This is a genomic window from Aminobacter sp. HY435, from assembly GCF_027568395.1.
Classification (GTDB): domain Bacteria; phylum Pseudomonadota; class Alphaproteobacteria; order Rhizobiales; family Rhizobiaceae; genus Aminobacter.
On record NZ_JANKZL010000001.1, the window covers coordinates 505,458 to 524,475 of the forward strand.

Here is a 19,018-nt window from a genome sequence, read left to right on the forward strand (position 1 = left end):
CAATTGCTGCGCATCCAGACGATCAGCGGCACAAATTCAAACAATATGAGGAATTAGTGGTGGGTGCGACAGGGATCGAACCTGTGACCCGCTGATTAAGAGTCAGCTGCTCTACCAACTGAGCTACGCACCCACTGCGACCGGCGAACCGACCGTGGCCGGCATATAGCCAAGGCATTTTGCCCTGTCCACCCCACCGGCCGCTTTTTCTTCAAGTCGGCAAAAATAGTTGGCTTCAGGCCAGCAACACGCCTTCGGCCACCTTCACCGCGTGTCCGCCGATACGCGCCGAGGCAAGGTTGCCGCCGGCAACCTCCAGCTCCAGCCGGATCCTCGACGGCCGGCCCATTTCGATGCCCTGCTCGATCCAGTAGCGTGATGCGCCGTCCGTCGGCTTGTCGAAGTGCATGACCTGGCCGGCAAACGCCGCCGCGGCCGAGCCGGTGGCCGGATCCTCGTAGGAAGGGCTGCCGGGAACGATCATGCGCGCGTGGAACGCATTGTCGTGCCCCAGCGTCTCGCGGCAGTAGACGTAGGCGCTAGCGACCGCCGATTCGCTCTTGCGTGGCGAAAAGGCCATCCAGGCTGCATTGTCGAAACGGATTCGAGCGGCCACCTTGGTGTCGGCCACCGGCACGGCGACGTAAGGGACGCCGGCCGACCACACCGACACCTTGTGATTTTCAAAGCCGACCTCATGCGGCATGAGCCCAAGGGCTGCTGCAACAGCATCGACATCGGCCGACAACGGCAGCTGTTCCGGAAGCTTCGGCAGGTCGAACTCGGCAAACAGGGATTTGCCCAGCCTGGTCACCGCGCAGCGCACCAGGCCGATGTTTTCCTCAAGCACGAAAATGCCGGCCAGGCCGTCGCCGGCCGCCTCGACAAGCGCGATCGCGGTGCCGACGGTCGGGTGTCCGGCGAACGGCATTTCGTAGTCGGGCGTGAAGATGCGGACCCGCGCGCGATGGGTCGGGTTCGCAGGCGCCATCACGAAAGCGGTTTCCGACAGGTTGAATTCGCGGGCGATCGCCTGCATGGCCGCCGTATTGAGGCCTTTCGAGTCCGTCACCACCGCTAGCGGGTTGCCCGCCAGCCGATCCTCGGTAAATACGTCGTAGATAAAATACTTTCGTTCGGCTCTCATGTTTTGTCTCTCTGCTGCCGGCAACATGAGCGAAATTTAATTTGAATTCCTGAGCCACACGGCCGATCTGTGATCCTAGAGCATGAACCCGAAAACAGGGAACGGGTTTTCAAAAAAGCTCATGCCCGACAATCGGGCCAGTGCCGCGCCTGCGTTTGCGGGCAGGATGGTGATCTGCGCAGGATTTCTGCGACACGCGAAGGGAACTGGCTTGGACCAGCAGGTAAATCGTCAGGAACAGGCATCCACGCTGCCGATCGAGGCAGCGCTCGGGCTGGACGGCAAGGGCCGCGCCAAGGCGCGCCGCAAGGGCTGGCTGTGGCTGGTGCTTGCCGTTGTTCTGGCTGTCGCGGGTTACGTCGCCTACTCCACCCTCGCCACGCCCTCCGAGCGCGTCGTCTACACCACCCAGCCCGCCGGGAACGGCGACCTGACGGTCGAGGTCTCGGCCACCGGCAATCTTCAGCCGCTGACCCAGGTCGACATTTCGAGTGAGCTTTCCGGCGTCGTCCGTTCCGTCGCCGTTGTCGAAAACCAGCAGGTCAAGGAGGGCGACGTGCTGGCTGCGCTCGACACCACGCGTCTGAACGCGCAGATCGAGCGCGCCCAGGCATCGGCCAAGGCAGCCGAAGCCAAGGTCGAGGACGCACGCACCACACTGTCCCAGAACGGGCAGGCGCTGACCCGCGCCCAGGAGCTCTTCCGTCGCGGCCAGACCACCAGCCAGTCGCTCGAATCGGCCACAGCCGAGCGCGACCGCGCCAGGAGCGCGCTCGACATGGCCGACGCCAACCTCTCCATAGCCCAGGCCGACCTCAAGCTGCAGCAGGCGGATCTGGCCAAGAGCACCATCTACGCGCCCATCGACGGCGTGGTGCTGACGCGTTCGGTCAACCCGGGCCAGACGGTCGCCTCCTCGATGCAGGCACCGGTGCTTTTCGTTCTCGCCGCGGATCTTTCCCAGATGGAGCTCAAGGCGGCAGTCGACGAGGCCGACATCGGCTCTGTCGCCAAGGGCCAGAACGCCCGCTTCGCCGTCGACGCCTTTCCCGACCGGCGCTTCGACGCCACCATTCGCGACATCGCCTACGCCTCGGTCACGACAGACGGCGTTGTAACCTACAACGCCTGGCTCGATGTCGAAAATGACGAACTGCTGCTGCGGCCAGGCATGACGGCCACGGTTTCGATCGTCACCAAGGAAGCGAAGGACGTGCTGACCGTTCCGACCACGGCCTTCCGCTATCGGCCGGCTACGCCGACAGCCAGAAGTGGCGGCTTCAGCCTGCAAAGCATGTTCACCGGCCGCATGCAGCGACCCCCGACCGACCGCAGCCGCCCGGCCACCACGCCAACCGACGGCTCGCGCACGCTCTACGTCCTGAAGGATGGGGTGCCCGAGGCTGTCAGGGTCAAGACCGGAGCCACCGACGGCGACCGCACAGAGATCGTTTCGGGGCTGTCGGCCGGCGACCAGGTCATCATCTCCGCCACCGCCGGCAAGGCCAATTGAGGACGGCATGAGCCAGTCGCCCCTCATCGCCTTCGACAACGTCTGGAAGAGCTACGGCGACGGCGAAGCCAGGGTCAACGCCCTGGCCGGCATCGACCTCGCCATCCGGCAAGGCGAGTTCGTCGCCATCATGGGGCCGTCCGGCTCGGGAAAATCGACGGCGATGAACATCGTCGGCTGCCTCGACACCCCGACATCGGGCCGCTACGCCTTCATGGGAACGGATGCCGGCCGGCTTGACCGGACCCGGCGCGCGATGCTGCGCAATCTTTACATCGGCTTCGTTTTCCAGGGCTACAACCTGCTGCCGCGCACGACGGCCGCCGAGAATGTCGAGCTGCCGCTGATCTATCGCGGTGTGCCCGCGCACGAACGGCGCGCGCTCGCCATGGCAGCCCTGGCCGAAGTTGGCCTCGAAGAGCGCGAGCACCACACCCCGGCTGAGCTTTCCGGCGGCCAGCAGCAGCGCGTGGCGATTGCCCGCGCCATCGTCACCCGCCCGACCCTGCTTGTCGCCGACGAGCCGACGGGCAATCTCGACACGGCCCGCAGCCACGAGATCATGGAACTGCTCACCCGCCTCAATCAGGACCAGGGCCTGACCATCGTCATGGTCACCCACGAAGCCGACATTGCCGCCTATGCCGGCCGCACCATCGCCTTCCGCGACGGCCGCGTCGCCTCCGACACCTTGAAGCGCGAGGCCGCATGATCTGGGAAACCGTACGTCTCGCCCTTCGCTCGGTCCGCCGCAACGCCCTGCGCTCGTTCCTGACCTTGCTCGGCATCGTCATCGGCGTCGCCGCCGTCATCGCCATGCTGACCATCGGCAGCGGCACCACCCAGAAGGTCAAGTCCGACATCTCCCGGCTCGGCAGCAACCTTCTGGTCGTTCGCGCCGGACGCCCGCCCGCGCCGGGCTCCGGGCCGCAGCAGACGATCCGCCAGCTCGGCGAAAAAGAGGTCGCGGCGCTCACCACCCACCTCGAAGGCGTCCGCGCGGTCTCGCCGGCGTCGCAGAAGCAGGTGCGCGTCGTCTACGGCACCGAAAGCCTGACGTCGTCGATAACCGGCACCGACAATGCCTATCTTGATGCCCGGGACTGGAAGGTCGCATCGGGCCGGCCGTTCAGCGAGTCCGAGATCCGCGGCGGCGTCAATGTCTGCCTGATCGGCGAGACCGTGCGCCAGCAATTCTTCGGCGCCGGCGACCCGGACGGCGCAAGCATTCGTGTCGGCCGCATGAGCTGCAAGATCGTCGGCCTGCTTGAGCCCAAGGGTTACTCAGGATTCGGCCAGGACCAGGACAACGTGGTGCTGATGCCGCTGCAGGCGTTCCAGCGCCGCATCGCCGGCAACCGCGACATCGAGACGATCTATGTCGCCGCCGACGACGCCACCCCGACCACGGTCGTGCAGACGCGCATCGAAGACATCATGCGCGACGCCAGGCGCGTCACCGCCGACCGCGAGGATGATTTTTCGGTGCGCGACATGACCCAGATCGCCGACGCCATGGCAAGCGCCACCGCCACCATGACCGGCATGCTTGGCGCCGTCGCCGGCGTCAGCCTTCTGGTCGGCGGCATCGGCATCATGAACATCATGCTGGTGTCGGTCACCGAGCGCACGCGCGAGATCGGCATACGCCTCGCCATTGGCGCGCATGAGAAGCACATCCTGATCCAGTTCCTGGTCGAGGCGACGGCGCTTTCGCTGCTCGGCGGCCTGATCGGCATCGCCATAGGCCTTGCGCTTGCTGGCCTTGCCTCCTTTACCCTGGCGATTCCGTTCGCCCCGAGCCTGCCGGTCGTCTTGCTGGCGGTCGGGTTCTCGGCGCTGATCGGCATGGTGTTCGGCTTCTTCCCGGCGCTTCGCGGCGCCAGGCTCGACCCGATCGAAGCGCTGCGCCACGAATAGCTATTGCTTGAGCACGGTGTTCGACGCGCCCTGCACGATCTGGTCGATGACCAGCAGCTTGACAGGTTCGGCGCCGACATTGGCGCCCTGGTGCCACGGCCCGATCATCTCGACGATGAAGTCGCCCTTCTTGTAGCTGGTGCTCTTGCCGGTAGCGACATTGGTTACCTCGAGCTGCCCTTCGAGCACATAGGCATAGCGGGCGGAAGGGTGCATGTGAACAGGCAGCCTGGCACCGGGCGGAATCTCGAAGGACGACACCAGAACCTGCACATTCTTCTGCGGCAAGATGATTGGCTGTCCGCTCGCCGTCTCGGTCGCCGACGCCAGCGGCGTGACGACGACCTTGGCGGCAGGCTGGCTGTCGAGCGCCCATGCTGCGTTGGCAGTCAGTGGCAGCGCGACGGCCAAAGCCGACGCCATGGACCTTGTTCTCGTAGCCACCGCATCCCTCCCTGTTTTCAGGCAGAGTGACGCTTCGCGTCGGCGCGATCAAGGTGGTTGCAAAGTTGGTTCAGCGCCTGGAGAAATGCCACTCCACAAGCGAACGCATGTGCGGCATCAGCCCCTCGGGCAGGTCGTGCATGCCGCGGATGACGACCGGCCCCTCGATCTCTGGATCGGGATCCGTGGCAACGAAGGCGCGGATGCGCTCGGCAAGCTGATCCGCCGTTTCCGCCGCCCTGAAACAGCGCACGATGACCGTCCCGCTTTCGACCGACAGCGCATGGCAGCGCTGCTCGCGCTGCGCTTGGCCGAGGTCGAGCCCGGTCTCCTCGCGCACCTCGCGCCGCATGTTGTAGTCGAGGTCGACCTGCCCGTCGCGAAAGTCCTCGGGCTCGAACGAACCTGCCGCGAAATAGACCTTGCCGGCATTCGCCGTATGCGCGCCCATTCGGATCGCCACCAGCGCGTTGTCGCTGGAAATCAGCATCGCGTGCGCGAAGGCATGTTCGGCGCTGGTCACCGGCTTGAGCTTGCGCCACAGCATGAAGGTCGAAAACCGGATGGCGTGGCAGCGGCCGACGAGCCTGTTGTCGGCGTAGGCGAGTTCGGACAGCAGCACCACCGTTCCGTCGAACAGCGCCGGGCGCGCCGTCTTCTCCGCCGCCCAGTTGGCGGCGATCGCGTCGGCGTTGTCTCGTTCGAACGGATGCGGGGCGGGATCGAGCCGCACGTCCACCACGTCGACCGGCAAGATCACGTTGCGCGGAAGATCGAAGGCCAATGCAACACTCTCAGATGTCGAGGGAGACGGCGACGGGACAATGGTCCGAGGCCTTCGGACGATCCCAGCCGGCGCGCGGATAACGGTCGACCTCCTGCCCCGGCGGAAAAATCGTCCGCCACGGCTGGCCGCGCCTGACGATGTCTGGCACGGCGGCAGCGTTGCCGCGCGCCAGCGCCGGCGACAGAAGGATATAGTCGAGCTGGCACAGATGCCGCTCCAGCGGGCCGCGCGTGTGATAGAGCGTCCAGCGCTCCATCTCGGGGCGTCGTTCGACGACGTTTACGGCAAAGCCGTCGTCCAGCAGCACATCGAGACACGAAACGCTCTCGTCGACGGGGGTGAAGCTGTAGCCCTTGTAGGCGTCGCCGCCGATCACGATGCGCTGGCGATAGTCATTGAGGTCGCCGCAGATCACCCAGCGCTTGTCGGCGGCATGATCCTTGCCGAACCGCTCCTCGATGATGTGCCTGATGGCCTTCGCCTCGGCAACGCGGATCGGCATCGTTGCATCGCGGCCGTTGAGGCCGTTGCGCGGCGACCCCATCGACTTCAAGTGCACCGAATAGATGGTCAGCGGCTTGCCGCCGACCTTGACGTCGATCTCCAGGCAGTCGCGCCTGAAGATGCGCTCGAACGGCTCCTGCCCAAGCGCCGCGAGCTCGGGCGTGTGCAGCCCGAATTGTTCGAAGGTCACATGCGCGTGGCTGGTCATGCGCACGAACTCGATCGGTTCGCCATCGGCGGTTTCCGAACGCATCATCACCGCCACGTCGATGCCGCGGCTGTCATTGCCCGAGGTGGTGTATTTCTGCTGGTAGCCCTGCCCCACCATCTTGAACAGATAGCCGTATTCGAACGCCTTCAGCGCCTCGATATTGTCGACTTCCTGCATGCAGATGATGTCGGCACGGGTATCGGCGATGGCGAGCGCGGTCAGCTGGCGCATGTCGTCGGCGTGCGCAATGGCCCGCGCCCGCTCGAGCAGCTGGTATTCGGCCTCGCTGGCGATCTCGAACAGGGCAAGTGTCCTGTCCTCGTTCAGCTGGTTACGGTAACCGGAATAGTCGAACCTGTTCATCAGGTTCTCGACATTGAAGGTGGCAAGGCGAAGCGACATGGCTGCGAGCATTGCCTTCATACCGCGCCAAACACAAGCCCCGCCAAGTGCACCACCCGTTCATTGCGCGTTCAGGCTGCAAGGAGGAAAATGTTCGTCTCCTTCGAAACCGTGGGGCGTGGGCCTTTGGGATTCATACTGCAGGAGACTTACAATGAGACGCGAACTGTCAGTCCTTGTTCGTTCGGGGCTTGTCGCCGTCAGCATGGTGATCGGCCTCCCTTTGGTAGCGGCCGCATCGCCCGCCGGCATCATCCGGACGCCAGCCGCTTTGCCTGCATCGGTCGAGGCGCCGATCCAGGTCGACAACAGGCGCTGCGAATTTGTGCCCGGCTGCCGCAACTACCGTGACGGCTGGCGCCATGGCAATTGGCGCGGCGACCGCTGGCGCGACGATCGGCGCTGGCGCCATCGGCCCTACCGCCGCAATCATTGGAGCGGCACCGGCATCTACCTGAATTTCAGCATTCCGGCATATCGCTATTATGAACCGCGCTACTACCAGCCGCGCTACTATCAGCCGCGCCGGGTCTATCGACCGGGTAGGCTCTCATCGGCGCATGTTCAATGGTGCTACGACCGCTACCGCTCCTATCGGGCCTGGGACAATACCTTCCAGCCCTACAACGGCCCAAGACGCCAGTGCTGGTCGCCCTACGGCTGACGCACAACTGCCATGCCGCCTCCCCGGCGGCATGGCATAACATGATATTTACAAGTCGCTTGTATGCGTTCGCTCGCCAGCCGCGACAGTGAAAGAACATGACCGACGACGCAGCCGCCATCGTACAGCGAGAACACCGCAATCGGGTGCTCAAGGGCGCCTCGATACTGACCGGCGTCAAGAATTCGGAAATTGCCGTCACGATCCGCAACATGCACAGCGGCGGCGCCGAATTGCGAGTCAGCGCCGAGGCCCGCATCCCCGAACGTTTCCTGCTCTATGTGCCGGTCGACAGCATCGGCTATCGCGCGGTCGTACGATGGCGCAAGGCCGACCGCGTCGGCGTGCAGTTCGAGGGCACTGAACCCAAGCCTGCCTGGCACTACGGCTGACGAGACAACGAGCCAAAGAAAAGGCCGGCGGATCGCTCCACCGGCCTCTTTTCTTCGCGACGTCAGCCGCGGGCTTCTTAGTTCTTCGTCTTGTCGACGAGCGGGTTCTTGGCGATCCCCGCGCATCCACAGGGCGTAGCCCGAGGACGCGCAAGGAAAGAGACGTGGATCGTCTTAGTTCTTCGTCTTGTCGACGAGCTGGCTCTTGGCGATCCCCGCGCATCCACAGGGCGTAGCCCGAGGACGCGCAAGGAAAGAGACGTGGATCGTCTTAGTTCTTCGTCTTGTCGACGAGCTGGTTCTTGGCGATCCACGGCATCATCGCGCGCAGCTTGGCGCCGACTTCCTCGATCTGGTGGCTGTCGTTCATGCGGCGGATACCCTTGAAGCGGGCGGCGCCCGAACGGTACTCCTGCATCCAGTCGGAGGTGAACTTGCCGGTCTGGATGTCCTTCAGGACGCGCTTCATCTCGGCCTTGGTCTCTTCGGTGATGATGCGCGGACCGGTCACGTACTCGCCCCACTCGGCGGTGTTCGAGATCGAGTAGTTCATGTTGGCGATGCCGCCTTCATAGATCAGATCGACGATCAGCTTCACTTCGTGCAGGCACTCGAAATAGGCCATCTCAGGGGCATAGCCACCTTCGACCAGCGTCTCGAAGCCGGCGCGGATGAGCTCGACAAGACCGCCGCAGAGAACGACCTGCTCACCGAACAGATCGGTTTCGCACTCTTCCTTGAAGTTGGTCTCGATGATGCCCGAACGGCCGCCGCCGACGCCGCAGGCATAGGACAGGCCGAGGTCGAGCGCATTGCCCGAAGCGTCCTGGTGAACGGCGACCAGGCACGGCACGCCGCCGCCCTTCTGGTATTCGCCGCGCACGGTGTGGCCCGGGCCCTTCGGCGCAACCATCAGCACGTCGACGGTCTTCTTCGGCTCGATCAGGCCGAAATGCACGTTGAGGCCGTGGGCGAAAGCGATCGCAGCGCCGTCGCGGATGTGCGGAGCGATCTCGTCGCGGTAGATGTCTGCCTGCAGTTCGTCAGGCGTCGCCATCATCATCAGGTCGGCCCACTTGGCGGCTTCCGCGACCGTCATCACCTTGAGGCCGTCGGCCTCGACCTTCTTGGCGGTCGCCGAGCCGGCCTTCAGGCCGATCACCAGTTCCTTGGCGCCCGAATCCTTGAGGTTCAGCGCATGCGCGCGGCCCTGGCTGCCGTAGCCGATGATGGCGACCTTCTTGCCCTTGATCAGGTTGAGATCGGCATCGCGATCGTAATAGACACGCATTGGTGGGTTCCTTCCCGGTTGTAGTTCAGGGGGCCTTCGGCCCGGTTTTCGCTCCGTGCAGAGCAAGAAACTGCTGCGTTGCGCGCACGGCGTCGCCGTCGATCCCCGCCTCAGTCAATTCCAGCCGGTCGCCGAGCAGCAGACGGATCTGCACATCCCTGGCGACAAGCCCGAAAAATGTCCGGAACGCCGTTTCGGCGTCGTCGAATTCGAGCAACCCGGCTTCGCGGCCGGCGTCCAGCACCGGCTTCAGGCGCCGGCCCAGCGCGAAACGTCCGCGCTCAAGCACGATCGCGCCGAGGTCGCGCTTGTCGGAACCGGCATGCACCACGGCGACCCTGTTGAGCGCGATCGAGGTGTCGCTCGAGATCACCCGCAGCCAGTCCGAGGCAAAGCGTTCGAGGCTCGAGGTAAGCGAAACGAGATCCAGGCCCTTGCGGTCGACCGGCTGGACGCGAACCTTCGACGCCTGCCATTGCACGGTTGCCGTCAGCAGGCCATCGCGGTCGCCGAACCACTTGTAGAGCGTTTCCTTGGAGCAGCTGGCGCGCCGTGCAACCGCCGTCATGGTCAGGCGGTCGCCTTCCTCGACGAGCAGGCGCAGCACGGCGTCGAGCACGTCTTGCTGACGCGCTGTCGGCCCCACGCCTTCCATCATCTCGGTGACTGCCTGCAGCATGGTTCCTTGCTCGCGCATCCGGCAGGTTCCAACACCGAAATCGCCGTACCGTACGTTACGGTTCGGCTTATGCCGCAATCCTGGGCGCTCCGCAAGCACTTGCCTGGGTTTATTTGCAGCGCGCATCGACGCGAGCTGGACGGTTGCGATCATGCCGCCGGCTCGGCAGCCCGGACGCTTCCCGATCTTCACGCCGACAAGCGCCCGACGCGTGCTCAAGCGAGGACATTGGCGCCGATCTCCGCTTCCAGCTTCGACCAGTCTGTTTCCCTGAGCCCCGCCGGTCCGAACGGGTCGATCAGCGTACCCGCGACGATCGAAGCGAGAAGCTGCGGAGCAGGCGGAATCTTCGCCACGCTCGCCACAAGTCCGTCGCGCAGAAAGGGAAAAGCCAGGGAATCCGACTGATAGAACGGCGTGAAGGCGGAGGAAAGCATCTGGAACAGCCTGACATGCCAGCGCCGGGCGCGAACATAGGCATCGAGCGCGTCTTCAACGTCGCTGCCCCGCCGCAGGGCATATGCAAGCGCGGCCGCATCGAGCAGCGCCATGTTGGCGCCCTGCCCCAGTTGCGGGCTGGTCGAATGCGCTGCGTCGCCGATGATGGCGAGCCGCCGCGCCGCCGGCTTCGCCAGCGTCTGGTGGCCGTAGCGCGCGAGCGTCAGCTGGTCGAAATCCGCGATCTGGTCGAGATAGGCGCGGCATGCGGGCCAAAGTTCCGCCACGCGCGCCTTCCAGGCGTCCAGGCCTGCTGCCTGAACCTGGGCCACATGCGCGGGCTTGAGGCTCCAGAAGAATGCCGCCATGTTTCGCCCGTTCGTTTCGGCCCGCCCGATCGGCAGCACGCCGACCATGACGCTGGCGCGGCTGTAGCGCTGCGTGAGCGCATGCTCGTCGAACCCGGCACCACGCCAGTCGAGCGAGGCCCAGAACGCGCCATAGGCAAGTGGCATCGGCCTGCCGCCCAACCCGGCATTCTGGCGAAGCCTGGAACGCGCGCCGCTTGCGTCGATGACCAGGTCGAATGGCCCCATGGAACGCCCGCTGGCGTCGGCCAGCATCACGTGCTCGCCGATATCCGCCATCTCGAGTTCGGCGCCGGTGACGATCTCGATGCCCTCGCGCAAGGCTGCTCGATAAAGAACGCCGAACAGGGCAGCCCGATGGACGGCAACACCGAAGCGGCCTCCCGGCCGCGCATCGTAGCGAACGTCGAGCACCGTGCGCCCGCTTCGCGCATCGGCGCCGTAGAGCCGGTCGATCCGGCTGCCGAGTTCGCGGATGTCGCCAAGAAGTCCGAGGTTGTCGAGTACCGTAAGCCCTGTCGGCTGCAGGATCAGGCCCGACCCAAGCGGTTTTGGCACCTCGAAGCGTTCGTAGACGGTGACCCGGTGGCCATCGCGCTTGAGATAGAGCGCAGCAGCAAGCCCGGCAGGTCCCGCGCCGGCGATTGCTATGTGAAGACGTCTACCGGTCATGTCCACCCCATTCGCGACAAGGTTCGCGAATGGGGTGGACATTGGCAATGCTTCAATTCGCCCTAGGCATGTCTGCGGAAAATCGTGGGGGATTTCCGCAACTACGCCGCGACGTCACAGGCGCGCCAGGGCCGTCTAGATCGAAACCTGCGTGCCGACCTCGACCACGCGCCCCGTCGGGATCTGGAAATATTCTGTCGCATCAGCCGCGGTGCGTGCGAGGCCGATGAACAGCCTGTCCTGCCACACCGGCATGCCCGAATTGGGCGATGCCTTCAGCGAGCGCCGCGACAGGAAGAACGACGTCGTCATGATGTCGAACTTCCAGCCCTGCTTGCGGCAGATGGCCAGCGCCTTGGGAATGTTCGGCTGCTCCATGTAGCCGAATTTCAGCTTCACCCGCATGAACAGCTCGTTGACCTGCTCCATCTTCACCCGCTCGCTGTCGGGAACGATCGGCTGCTGCGCCGTCACCACGGACAGGATGACGTTCTGTTCATGCAGCACCTTGTAGTGCTTGAGGCTGTGCATCAGCGCCGTCGGCGCGCTGTCGGGGTCGCTGGTCAGGAACACCGCTGTTCCCGGCACCAGAGTGGGCTTTTTCTTGCTGAGATTCTCAGCCAGGAAATTCAGCGGAATCTCGTTCTTGCGCGTCTTGTCGAACAGATAGCGGCTGCCGCGAACCCAGGTCCACATGATCGTGACTATGAAGAAGGCCACCGCCAGCGACGCCCAGCCGCCCTCGAACACCTTGACGATGTTGGAGGCGAAGAAGCCGACGTCGATCAGGCCGAAAATCAAGGTTGCCACCACGACGGCGACAACCCGCCAGCGCCAGATGCGCAGCATCACCACTGACAGCAGCAGCGTCGTGACCAGCATATTGCCGGTCACCGAGATGCCGTAGGCCGCAGCCAGCCTGCTCGATTCGCCAAAGCCGACGACCAGCAGCATGACCACCAGCGCGAGCAGCATGTTGACACGCGGCATGTAGATCTGGCCCAGCGTCGTCTCCGAGGTATGCTGGATCACCAGCCGCGGCAGCATGTTGAGCTGCACAGCCTGGCGCGTCAGGGAATAGGCGCCGGTAATCACCGCCTGGCTGGCAATGACGGTCGCGGCGGTCGCCAGCACCACCATCGGCACCAGCATCCAGCCTTCGTTCATCTCGAAGAACGGGTGGCCGACGACACCGCCGTGGGCAAGCACGAACGCGCCTTGGCCGACATAGTTGAGCAGCAGGCAAGGAAAGACGATGCACAGCCAGGCAAGAACGATCGGCCGGCGGCCGAAATGGCCAAGATCGGCGTAGAGCGCTTCAGCACCGGTGACCGCGAGGAAGATGGCGCCGATGGTGACGAACGACACCTCCGGCTGATTGGTCAGGAACTCCACGATGTAGATCGGGTTCACCGCCAACAGAATTTCCGGATCATCGGCAATGTGCATGATGCCGGAATAGCCAATCGCCAGGAACCAGACCAGGGTCACCGGCCCGAAGACGATCGCCACGCCTCCGCTGCCGAAGCGCTGCACCGAAAACAGTGCTGCCAGGATCACCAGCGTCAACGGCACGACGTAGGGTTCGAAGGCCGGCGTCACCACTTTCATGCCTTCGACAGCAGAAAGCACCGAAATCGCGGGCGTGATGACCGCGTCGCCGTAGAACAGAGATGCGCCAACCATGCCAAGCGCCAGAATGATGCCCGAGCGCTTGGGCAGGCTGCGCCGAGCCAGCGCCATCAGCGACAGCGTGCCGCCCTCGCCGCGATTATGCGCCCGAAGCACGAACATCACGTACTTGATGGTCACGATGATCGTCAGCGCCCAGATGATGAGCGACAGCACGCCGAGGATGTCTTCGCGCGATGCCACCTCTCCGCCGGACGACGCCGCGACAAGCGCTTCGCGAAAGGCATAGATCGGGCTGGTGCCGATGTCGCCGAAGACGACACCGAGGGCGCCGATGACGAGAATCCTGATATCGTGCGAATGGCCGTCCGTTTGGACCGCCTGCCCGCTCGTCCCAGCTTTACCAGCGCCGGCATCGGCCATTTACGACTCTCCATGAAGCCGCGGGGCTCTACCCCTGCTGCAAGGCAAAAGCAACAGCCGTATCGGGATAGCTGAAGCGCAACCTATGCGAAATCGATAGTCGCCGTCACCACCCGCAGGCCTTCAGATAGCGCTTGATTGTAACGGGCATGCCGTATTCCAGCGCATCAGCCGTCAGGCCATGCCCGATCGACACTTCGGCCAGTTGCGGTACGGCGCGCATCAATTGCGGCAGGTTGTCGACGACGAGGTCATGCCCGGCATTTGCCGCAAGCCCCAGCGCCAATGCGGCGTCGGCGGTTTTAGCCAGCAATTCCAGTTCTTTGGCTGCCTTGTCCGGATTGTCGTGACAGGCCCCATAGGGACCGGTGAACAGCTCGATACGGTCAGCCCCGGTATCGCGGGCGGCACTCATGCTGCTCGGATCGGCGTCAGCGAACAGGGAGACCCGGAACCCGCCCTTCTTGAGCCGCGCGACCACCGGCTTGAGCAGGCTCATCTGGGCGGCGAAATCCCAGCCATGGTCGGACGTTGCCTGCGACGGATCGTCCGGAACCAGCGTGACCTGCTCGGGCTGGTGCTTTTCGACCAACTCAAGAAAATCCTCGCTGGGATAGCCCTCGATGTTGAACTCGGCCTTAGGGAATTCGTCGTCGATCAGCGCCCGTATCTCCGGAACATCGGAAAAACGGATATGCCGCTGGTCGGGGCGCGGATGAATCGTCAGCCCGTGGGCGCCGGCGGCAAGTGCAATCCGGCCGAGCCCGGTGACGCTCGGCCATGGCAGATCGCGGCGGTTGCGCAGCATGGCAATTGCATTGACGTTCACGGACAGCTTGGCGGGCATCGGAAACTCACGGCAAATCTCTGTAGCAATGCACCTATCACGGCTCTTGCCGGAACAGAGAGCCCTTTTATGTGTTCCAGGAGTGAGCGCGCCGTCATTGGCGCACCGAAATGAGGCCAGTCGGCTTGGCCGGCAAGCAGCGCGTGAGGAGAGCAGGTGAGTTCAATGGAGGCCCCGCCCGCCCTTCGGCGCATCGATCCAGCCGAGAACGAGACGCAAGCCGGGGAATGGCTGGGTGAATCCGATTGAAGCCTAGCCATCAGCCCAATTGCTGCGTCACGCTCCGCAGAGCCCGCCGAAGATTGCGGAATTGCACCCTGGCCACGACTCTGAGAGGCGGTTGAAACTCGAAGCGAGACAGATGCGTCGCCCATATCGCATGGTCTCCGGACCATACGTCGTCGTGATCCCCATCAGGGGCAGGGACAATCTCGAACCGACGCCCCTTGTGCGCACGGCGAATGAGCGCCTCGATCTCCTTGAGATGCTCGGAGGGGACGGATTTGCCCAACAAGAACAGCGTGGAACGGCCGCTTTGCAGCGCCTTTTGGGTTACCTTGCAGGAAAAATCGTGCCGCTGCTTCGCAACTGGGTAATGGACTGCGAGAAGTTCCTCGGTCATGCCGGGCGGAAACGCATGCTTGTGCGACGTGCCCAACAGGGCATTGCGAACAAATCCGTCGACGACGACAAGATCGGGAAGTTCGAACACACCAGTGAAATCGCGCTTGAAATACTCGATCAGTGCCAAGCTGGGCGTGCCTTGCCAATCGAACACGCCGCCTCTGGCAACATACTGTCCAAAGCGATTTTCAATATGGAACTTGGTCCGGCAATCCGGACCAAGGCTTACCACCTGCTGGAATTGACCGTTCACCATCTGGCCGATCACAAATTTCCCGTAAGGGGCTGCCATTGCCATGGCATTGACCAATTTCGAGAAGCTGTTTGAAACATGAAAGGCAACTGACCTGGTGAATTTCCCACGCTTTGGCGCTCGAAACCAGCCCCAGAATCGCAATCGTCTTGAGCTCGACCTGACGGATGTCGTCGTCTACGCGATAGGCGACGTGCATGGCTGCCACAGCGAACTGGTGTCGCTGGAACGCAAGATTGTCGCCGATGCGGCCGCACGGCCGGGACAAAAGCTGATCGTCATGCTGGGCGACTACATCAATCGCGGTCCCGACAGCGCCCGCGTGCTCGATCACCTGCTCGCCCCGCCGCCGGAGGGCTTCTATCGCATCTGTCTCTGCGGCAACCACGAGGTGCAGTTGCTCGACTATCTTGACGGCAACTCGCCGCGCGACAACTGGCTCGGCGCAGGCGCCCGCACCACGCTGTTTTCCTATGGTGTCGACATCGAATACCTCAGGAGACTGTATGGCGACGGCGACAGGCTGGACGCGCATATCCGCTCGGCCATTCCGCCTGAACATGTCGCCTTCATGCGCGGGCTGCCGATCATGGCCTTTTCCCGGCGCTTCGCATTCGTCCATGCCGGGATCAGGCCCGGCGTGCCCCTGCTTGAGCAGGACGACCTCGACCTGCTCTACATCCGCGAGCCGTTTTTCGAGGGCGCCGGCCGTCTCGACCGGTGGGTCGTGCACGGCCACACGCCGGTCGAAAGCCCGCTGATGCAGGGACGCCGCCTCGCCATCGACACCGGCGCCTACAAGACCGGCAGGCTCAGCGCGGTTCGCATCGCCGGCAAGGGCGGCAAGTTCCTGCAGTCGTAGGCGCCCTCGCCTTCCAGGAAAAGCGTGAAGCGGTTTTCCGTTCGAAATTGCGGCAAAACGCTCAGGCGTCCGTGCGCTGGCGACGTGTCATCGCTGCGACCCTGTCCCTGATCCGCTGCACGAGCCCATGCGCGGCGACGTGCACCTTGCCCGCGGCAGGGCGCGAGACGCCGCTTTTGTCGATGTAGTAGCTCGAATATTTGTCGAGGAACTGTTCGGAGCCGCCATAGGCGCCGTACCGGGGCAGACGCTTGAGATCGACCTTGTTGAGCACAAGGCCGAGCACCTTGCTGGCGATCTGCGGTTCGGCCGCCAGGATCGAGCGCACCAGCGGCCTTGGCGTCGCCCCCCATTCGGCGATCAATACGAAGCCGTCGGCGAGCGGCGAAAATGCCTTGGCGTCGACCACCGGCCCGAGCGGCGGCAGATCGACGACGATGTATTCGAAAGTCGCCTTCGCATCGTCGATGAATCGGCGCATCGCCGCCGACGAAAGCAATTCGCTGGTATGCGAGAAGCGGCCCCGAACCACCGCCGGAACGATCGCCAGCTTGCTCTGGCGGTCGACTTTCGCCACCGCCTGCCAGCCCAGGTCGCCGACCACGGCCTCGACCAGTCCGCGCTCGGCGTCGATGCCAAGCGAGCGGCTGAGCCCCGGATTGCGCAGGTCGCCGTCGATCAGCAGCGTCTTGATGCCGTTGCTGGCAAGCAGTCCGGCAAAATTGGCCGCGACAGTCGACTTGCCCTCTCCCGGCAGCATCGAGACAACGCCGATGACCTTGGCCGGCACATCCTGCAAGACCACGTCGCTGGCGATCTTGGCGCTGCGCAGCGTTTCGGCGAACATCGATGCGGGGCTCTCGACAGCGACGCGCATCCGCGCGCGCCGCTCGGCCGCCGGCGACACCGGTTGCTGGCCGGCCACCTGGCCGTCGGGCCGAGCCGTCTTCCGGTCATCGCCTCCGCCCAGCAGCGGCAGGTATCCGAGGAACTTCAGGCCGAGGCGCTCGCGCACGTCTTCTGCGGTTCTGAAGAAGCGCTCGTTGAATTCGTTGAGCGCCCCGAACCCAGCCCCCATCATCAGCCCGAGAACGAGCGACAAGCCGAGCACCAGGGAGGTGCGTGGGCTGGTGGCGCTGCGCGGCAACGTCGCTTCGGAAATCACGCGCACCTTGGCAATCGGGAAAGAGCGCTGCTGCGAGGCTTCCTCGTAGCGTGACAGGAACGTCTGGTAGAGCGTGCTCAGCGCCGTCGCCTGCTGCTGCAACTCGCGCAGGCGCACCTGCGCCTGGTTGGCGCTCGAGTTTTGGCCGGTCGCCTCAGACACGCTGTCGCGCAAGGCTGTTTCGCGCGACTGCGCCACCTCGAATTCGTTGCGATAGGTTTCCGCCAGCTGCGACAGCTCGCCGAAAATCTGGTTGGCAAGATCGGCTTGCTCCTTGCGCAGCGCCACCGCCTGCGGATGGTTCGGCCCGAAGCCTGAGGATATCTCCTGCTCGCGCTTCGAAACGGTCGAATAGCGCTTCTTGAGCTCCGAAATGACGGGATTTCCGGCCACCTCTGCCGACAGGGTCGAATTGCTGACCGCGGCCTCCGGGCCGCTGTCGACGATGGCGCGATACTGGTCGTAGCGGGCCTTGGCTTTCGCCGAGTCGGCCTGGGCCAGGATCATCTGGGCATTGAGATCAGCCAGCTGCTGTTCGGCGATTGTTTCGCCGCGCGCGGCGGCCAGCCCGTTCTCGGAGCGAAACTTCTCGACCTCCAGCGCCGCGGCCTGCGAACTCGTCCGCAACTCTTCGAGCCTGCCCTGCAGCCACACGGCAGCCTTTTCCGTGGCGTCGAAACTGGCGTCCAACTGGTCGGCGACGAAGGCGTCGGCATATGCCTTGGTGATCGAGGCGGCCAGTTGCGGGTCGGTCGAACGATAGCCGATGGAGATGACATAGCTGCGGCCCACGCGATCGGCCATGACGTTCGCCTGAAGCATGGCCACCGCCTGTTCCCTGCGGAAAGCGGCGGTGGCAGCCTTGCGCTGCGCCTCGCTCGTCTCGGTTCCGCCGGAGGCTGTTTCCGGCCGTGAGCGGAAAATCTGCAGGATGGCCCGGCCATGGCCGGCGATCTCCGACAGCAGCGACTGCGGCGGATCCATGAAGGCGGGGTTTTGGTCGAGCTTCTGCTTGTCCACGATGACGGACGCCAGCCGCGCCGATTTGATGATCTCGATCTGGCTGAGGATCGCCGCGTCGGTCTGCATGTTGACCGGCGTCGCCGAAACCTCGTCGACGATCTTGTTCATGCCCTCGTCGATCAGGACGCGCGTTGTCGCCGTGAAGGTCGGCGGCGTCGTCTGCAGATAGACCAGCCCGAGCAGAAGCCCTATGGCCGCGCCGATACCCACCACCTTGGCCTGGCGCTTGGCCATCGACACGAGCCGCTCCAGGTCGATGAAATCGCTGCCTTCGCGCGCATCTTCCTTTGGCACCGGGCCGCGATGGCTGAAGGGGAAGCTGGCATAGTTCATCTGCATTCCAGTTCTTGCTTGGGCGCTTGCTTTCGCCTCTGGTTTCGGCCGCGCCGAAACGGTGCCGGGGGCAGTGACGCCCCCGGCAATGGCCTCAGGCGACCGCCGCCTGGTCGTGCTCGGCGAGCAGTTCCCTGATCGCAGCCAGCACCGAGCCCCTGAGGTCGCTGCGCTTCAGCGCGAACGCCACGTTGGCCTGGATGAAGCCTTCCTTGGAGCCGCAGTCGAACATGCGGCCGTTGAACGGCCGGGCGAAGAACGCCTGGCTGGCCGCCAGCCTGACCATCGCATCGGTCAGTTGGATCTCGCCGCCGGCACCGCGCGCCTGCGTGCCGAGCAGCCCAAACACCTCCGGCTGCAGGATGTAGCGGCCGTTGATGTAGTAGTTCGACGGCGCCTCGGCCGGTTTCGGCTTTTCGACCAT

17 protein-coding genes, 1 tRNA gene and 1 pseudogene are annotated in these 19,018 nt (G+C 64.1%); 6 read left to right on the top strand and 13 right to left on the bottom strand.

The features are described 5' to 3' along the window. Positions 1-57: 57 nt before the first annotated feature. Both PCJ21_RS02455 and PCJ21_RS02460 read right to left on the bottom strand, forming a co-directional pair. Positions 58-133, bottom strand: a tRNA-Lys gene (locus PCJ21_RS02455). A gap of 102 nt (positions 134-235) precedes the next feature. Continuing rightward, positions 236-1,147 carry a PhzF family phenazine biosynthesis protein gene (locus PCJ21_RS02460; protein ID WP_269929785.1) on the bottom strand — a complete coding sequence of 304 codons (912 nt, stop codon included), beginning with the start codon at positions 1,145-1,147 and terminating at the stop codon, positions 236-238. A gap of 211 nt (positions 1,148-1,358) precedes the next feature. Between PCJ21_RS02460 and PCJ21_RS02465 the strand changes: the two genes are divergently transcribed. Genes PCJ21_RS02465 through PCJ21_RS02475 form a run of 3 tightly spaced genes read left to right on the top strand, consistent with a single transcriptional unit; the run spans position 1,359 to position 4,580 of the window. Continuing rightward, positions 1,359-2,660, top strand: a complete 1,302-nt coding sequence (locus PCJ21_RS02465; RefSeq protein WP_269929786.1) for an efflux RND transporter periplasmic adaptor subunit — start codon at positions 1,359-1,361, stop codon at positions 2,658-2,660. A gap of 7 nt (positions 2,661-2,667) precedes the next feature. Beyond that, positions 2,668-3,372 (top strand): ABC transporter ATP-binding protein, encoded by a 705-nt coding sequence (locus PCJ21_RS02470; protein WP_269929787.1) that lies wholly within the window; start codon positions 2,668-2,670, stop codon positions 3,370-3,372. Further along, positions 3,369-4,580, top strand: coding sequence for an ABC transporter permease (locus PCJ21_RS02475; protein WP_269929788.1), 1,212 nt, complete (start codon positions 3,369-3,371; stop codon positions 4,578-4,580). The genes PCJ21_RS02470 and PCJ21_RS02475 overlap by 4 nt, the downstream gene beginning before the upstream one ends. Here PCJ21_RS02475 and PCJ21_RS02480 read toward each other — a convergent pair whose 3' ends face one another. From PCJ21_RS02480 to PCJ21_RS02490, 3 genes are all read right to left on the bottom strand, one after another. After that, a complete protein-coding gene (locus tag PCJ21_RS02480; protein WP_269929789.1) occupies positions 4,581-5,003 on the bottom strand; it encodes a cupin domain-containing protein in 423 nt (140 codons plus the stop codon). Positions 5,004-5,094: 91 nt separating this feature from the next. After that, the gene (locus tag PCJ21_RS02485; RefSeq protein ID WP_269929790.1) at positions 5,095-5,808 is read right to left on the bottom strand and encodes a hypothetical protein; all 714 of its coding nucleotides are present in this window, start codon (positions 5,806-5,808) and stop codon (positions 5,095-5,097) included. Positions 5,809-5,818: 10 nt separating this feature from the next. Continuing rightward, on the bottom strand, positions 5,819-6,928 hold the full coding sequence (locus PCJ21_RS02490) for an endonuclease/exonuclease/phosphatase family protein (protein ID WP_269929791.1): 1,110 nt from the start codon (positions 6,926-6,928) through the stop codon (positions 5,819-5,821). Between the two features lie 154 nt (positions 6,929-7,082). Here PCJ21_RS02490 and PCJ21_RS02495 point away from each other — a divergent pair, with 154 nt between their 5' ends. Beyond that, on the top strand, positions 7,083-7,592 hold the full coding sequence (locus PCJ21_RS02495) for a BA14K family protein (RefSeq protein ID WP_269929792.1): 510 nt from the start codon (positions 7,083-7,085) through the stop codon (positions 7,590-7,592). Between the two features lie 98 nt (positions 7,593-7,690). Next, positions 7,691-7,984 carry a PilZ domain-containing protein gene (locus PCJ21_RS02500; RefSeq protein WP_269929793.1) on the top strand — a complete coding sequence of 98 codons (294 nt, stop codon included), beginning with the start codon at positions 7,691-7,693 and terminating at the stop codon, positions 7,982-7,984. Between the two features lie 271 nt (positions 7,985-8,255). Here the strand turns inward: PCJ21_RS02500 and ilvC are convergent, their stop codons facing one another. The 6 genes from ilvC to PCJ21_RS02530 all read right to left on the bottom strand — a co-directional run bounded on the left by ilvC (position 8,256) and on the right by PCJ21_RS02530 (position 15,256). Next, positions 8,256-9,275 carry a ketol-acid reductoisomerase gene (ilvC, locus tag PCJ21_RS02505; protein ID WP_269929794.1) on the bottom strand — a complete coding sequence of 340 codons (1,020 nt, stop codon included), beginning with the start codon at positions 9,273-9,275 and terminating at the stop codon, positions 8,256-8,258. A gap of 25 nt (positions 9,276-9,300) precedes the next feature. After that, entirely contained in the window at positions 9,301-9,954 is a 654-nt protein-coding gene (locus PCJ21_RS02510; RefSeq protein ID WP_269929821.1) for a TetR/AcrR family transcriptional regulator, read from the bottom strand. Between the two features lie 215 nt (positions 9,955-10,169). Then, positions 10,170-11,432: an FAD-dependent oxidoreductase gene (locus tag PCJ21_RS02515; protein WP_269929795.1), complete on the bottom strand. Its 1,263-nt coding sequence runs from the start codon at positions 11,430-11,432 to the stop codon at positions 10,170-10,172. Between the two features lie 135 nt (positions 11,433-11,567). Next, entirely contained in the window at positions 11,568-13,487 is a 1,920-nt protein-coding gene (locus tag PCJ21_RS02520) for a potassium transporter Kup (protein WP_269929796.1), read from the bottom strand. A 106-nt stretch (positions 13,488-13,593) separates the two neighbouring features. Next, positions 13,594-14,334 (bottom strand): pyridoxine 5'-phosphate synthase, encoded by a 741-nt coding sequence (locus PCJ21_RS02525; RefSeq protein ID WP_269929797.1) that lies wholly within the window; start codon positions 14,332-14,334, stop codon positions 13,594-13,596. A gap of 259 nt (positions 14,335-14,593) precedes the next feature. Then, positions 14,594-15,256 carry a hypothetical protein gene (locus PCJ21_RS02530; RefSeq protein WP_269929798.1) on the bottom strand — a complete coding sequence of 221 codons (663 nt, stop codon included), beginning with the start codon at positions 15,254-15,256 and terminating at the stop codon, positions 14,594-14,596. A 52-nt stretch (positions 15,257-15,308) separates the two neighbouring features. On the opposite strand from PCJ21_RS02530, the gene PCJ21_RS02535 reads away from it, so the two are divergent. Next, entirely contained in the window at positions 15,309-16,073 is a 765-nt protein-coding gene (locus PCJ21_RS02535) for a metallophosphoesterase (protein ID WP_269929799.1), read from the top strand. 61 nt (positions 16,074-16,134) lie between these two features. Here the strand turns inward: PCJ21_RS02535 and PCJ21_RS02540 are convergent, their stop codons facing one another. Both PCJ21_RS02540 and PCJ21_RS02545 read right to left on the bottom strand, forming a co-directional pair. Next, positions 16,135-18,594 (bottom strand): polysaccharide biosynthesis tyrosine autokinase, encoded by a 2,460-nt coding sequence (locus PCJ21_RS02540; protein ID WP_269929800.1) that lies wholly within the window; start codon positions 18,592-18,594, stop codon positions 16,135-16,137. A 94-nt stretch (positions 18,595-18,688) separates the two neighbouring features. After that, positions 18,689-19,018: pseudogene (locus tag PCJ21_RS02545) on the bottom strand (UTP--glucose-1-phosphate uridylyltransferase); the annotation flags it as partial.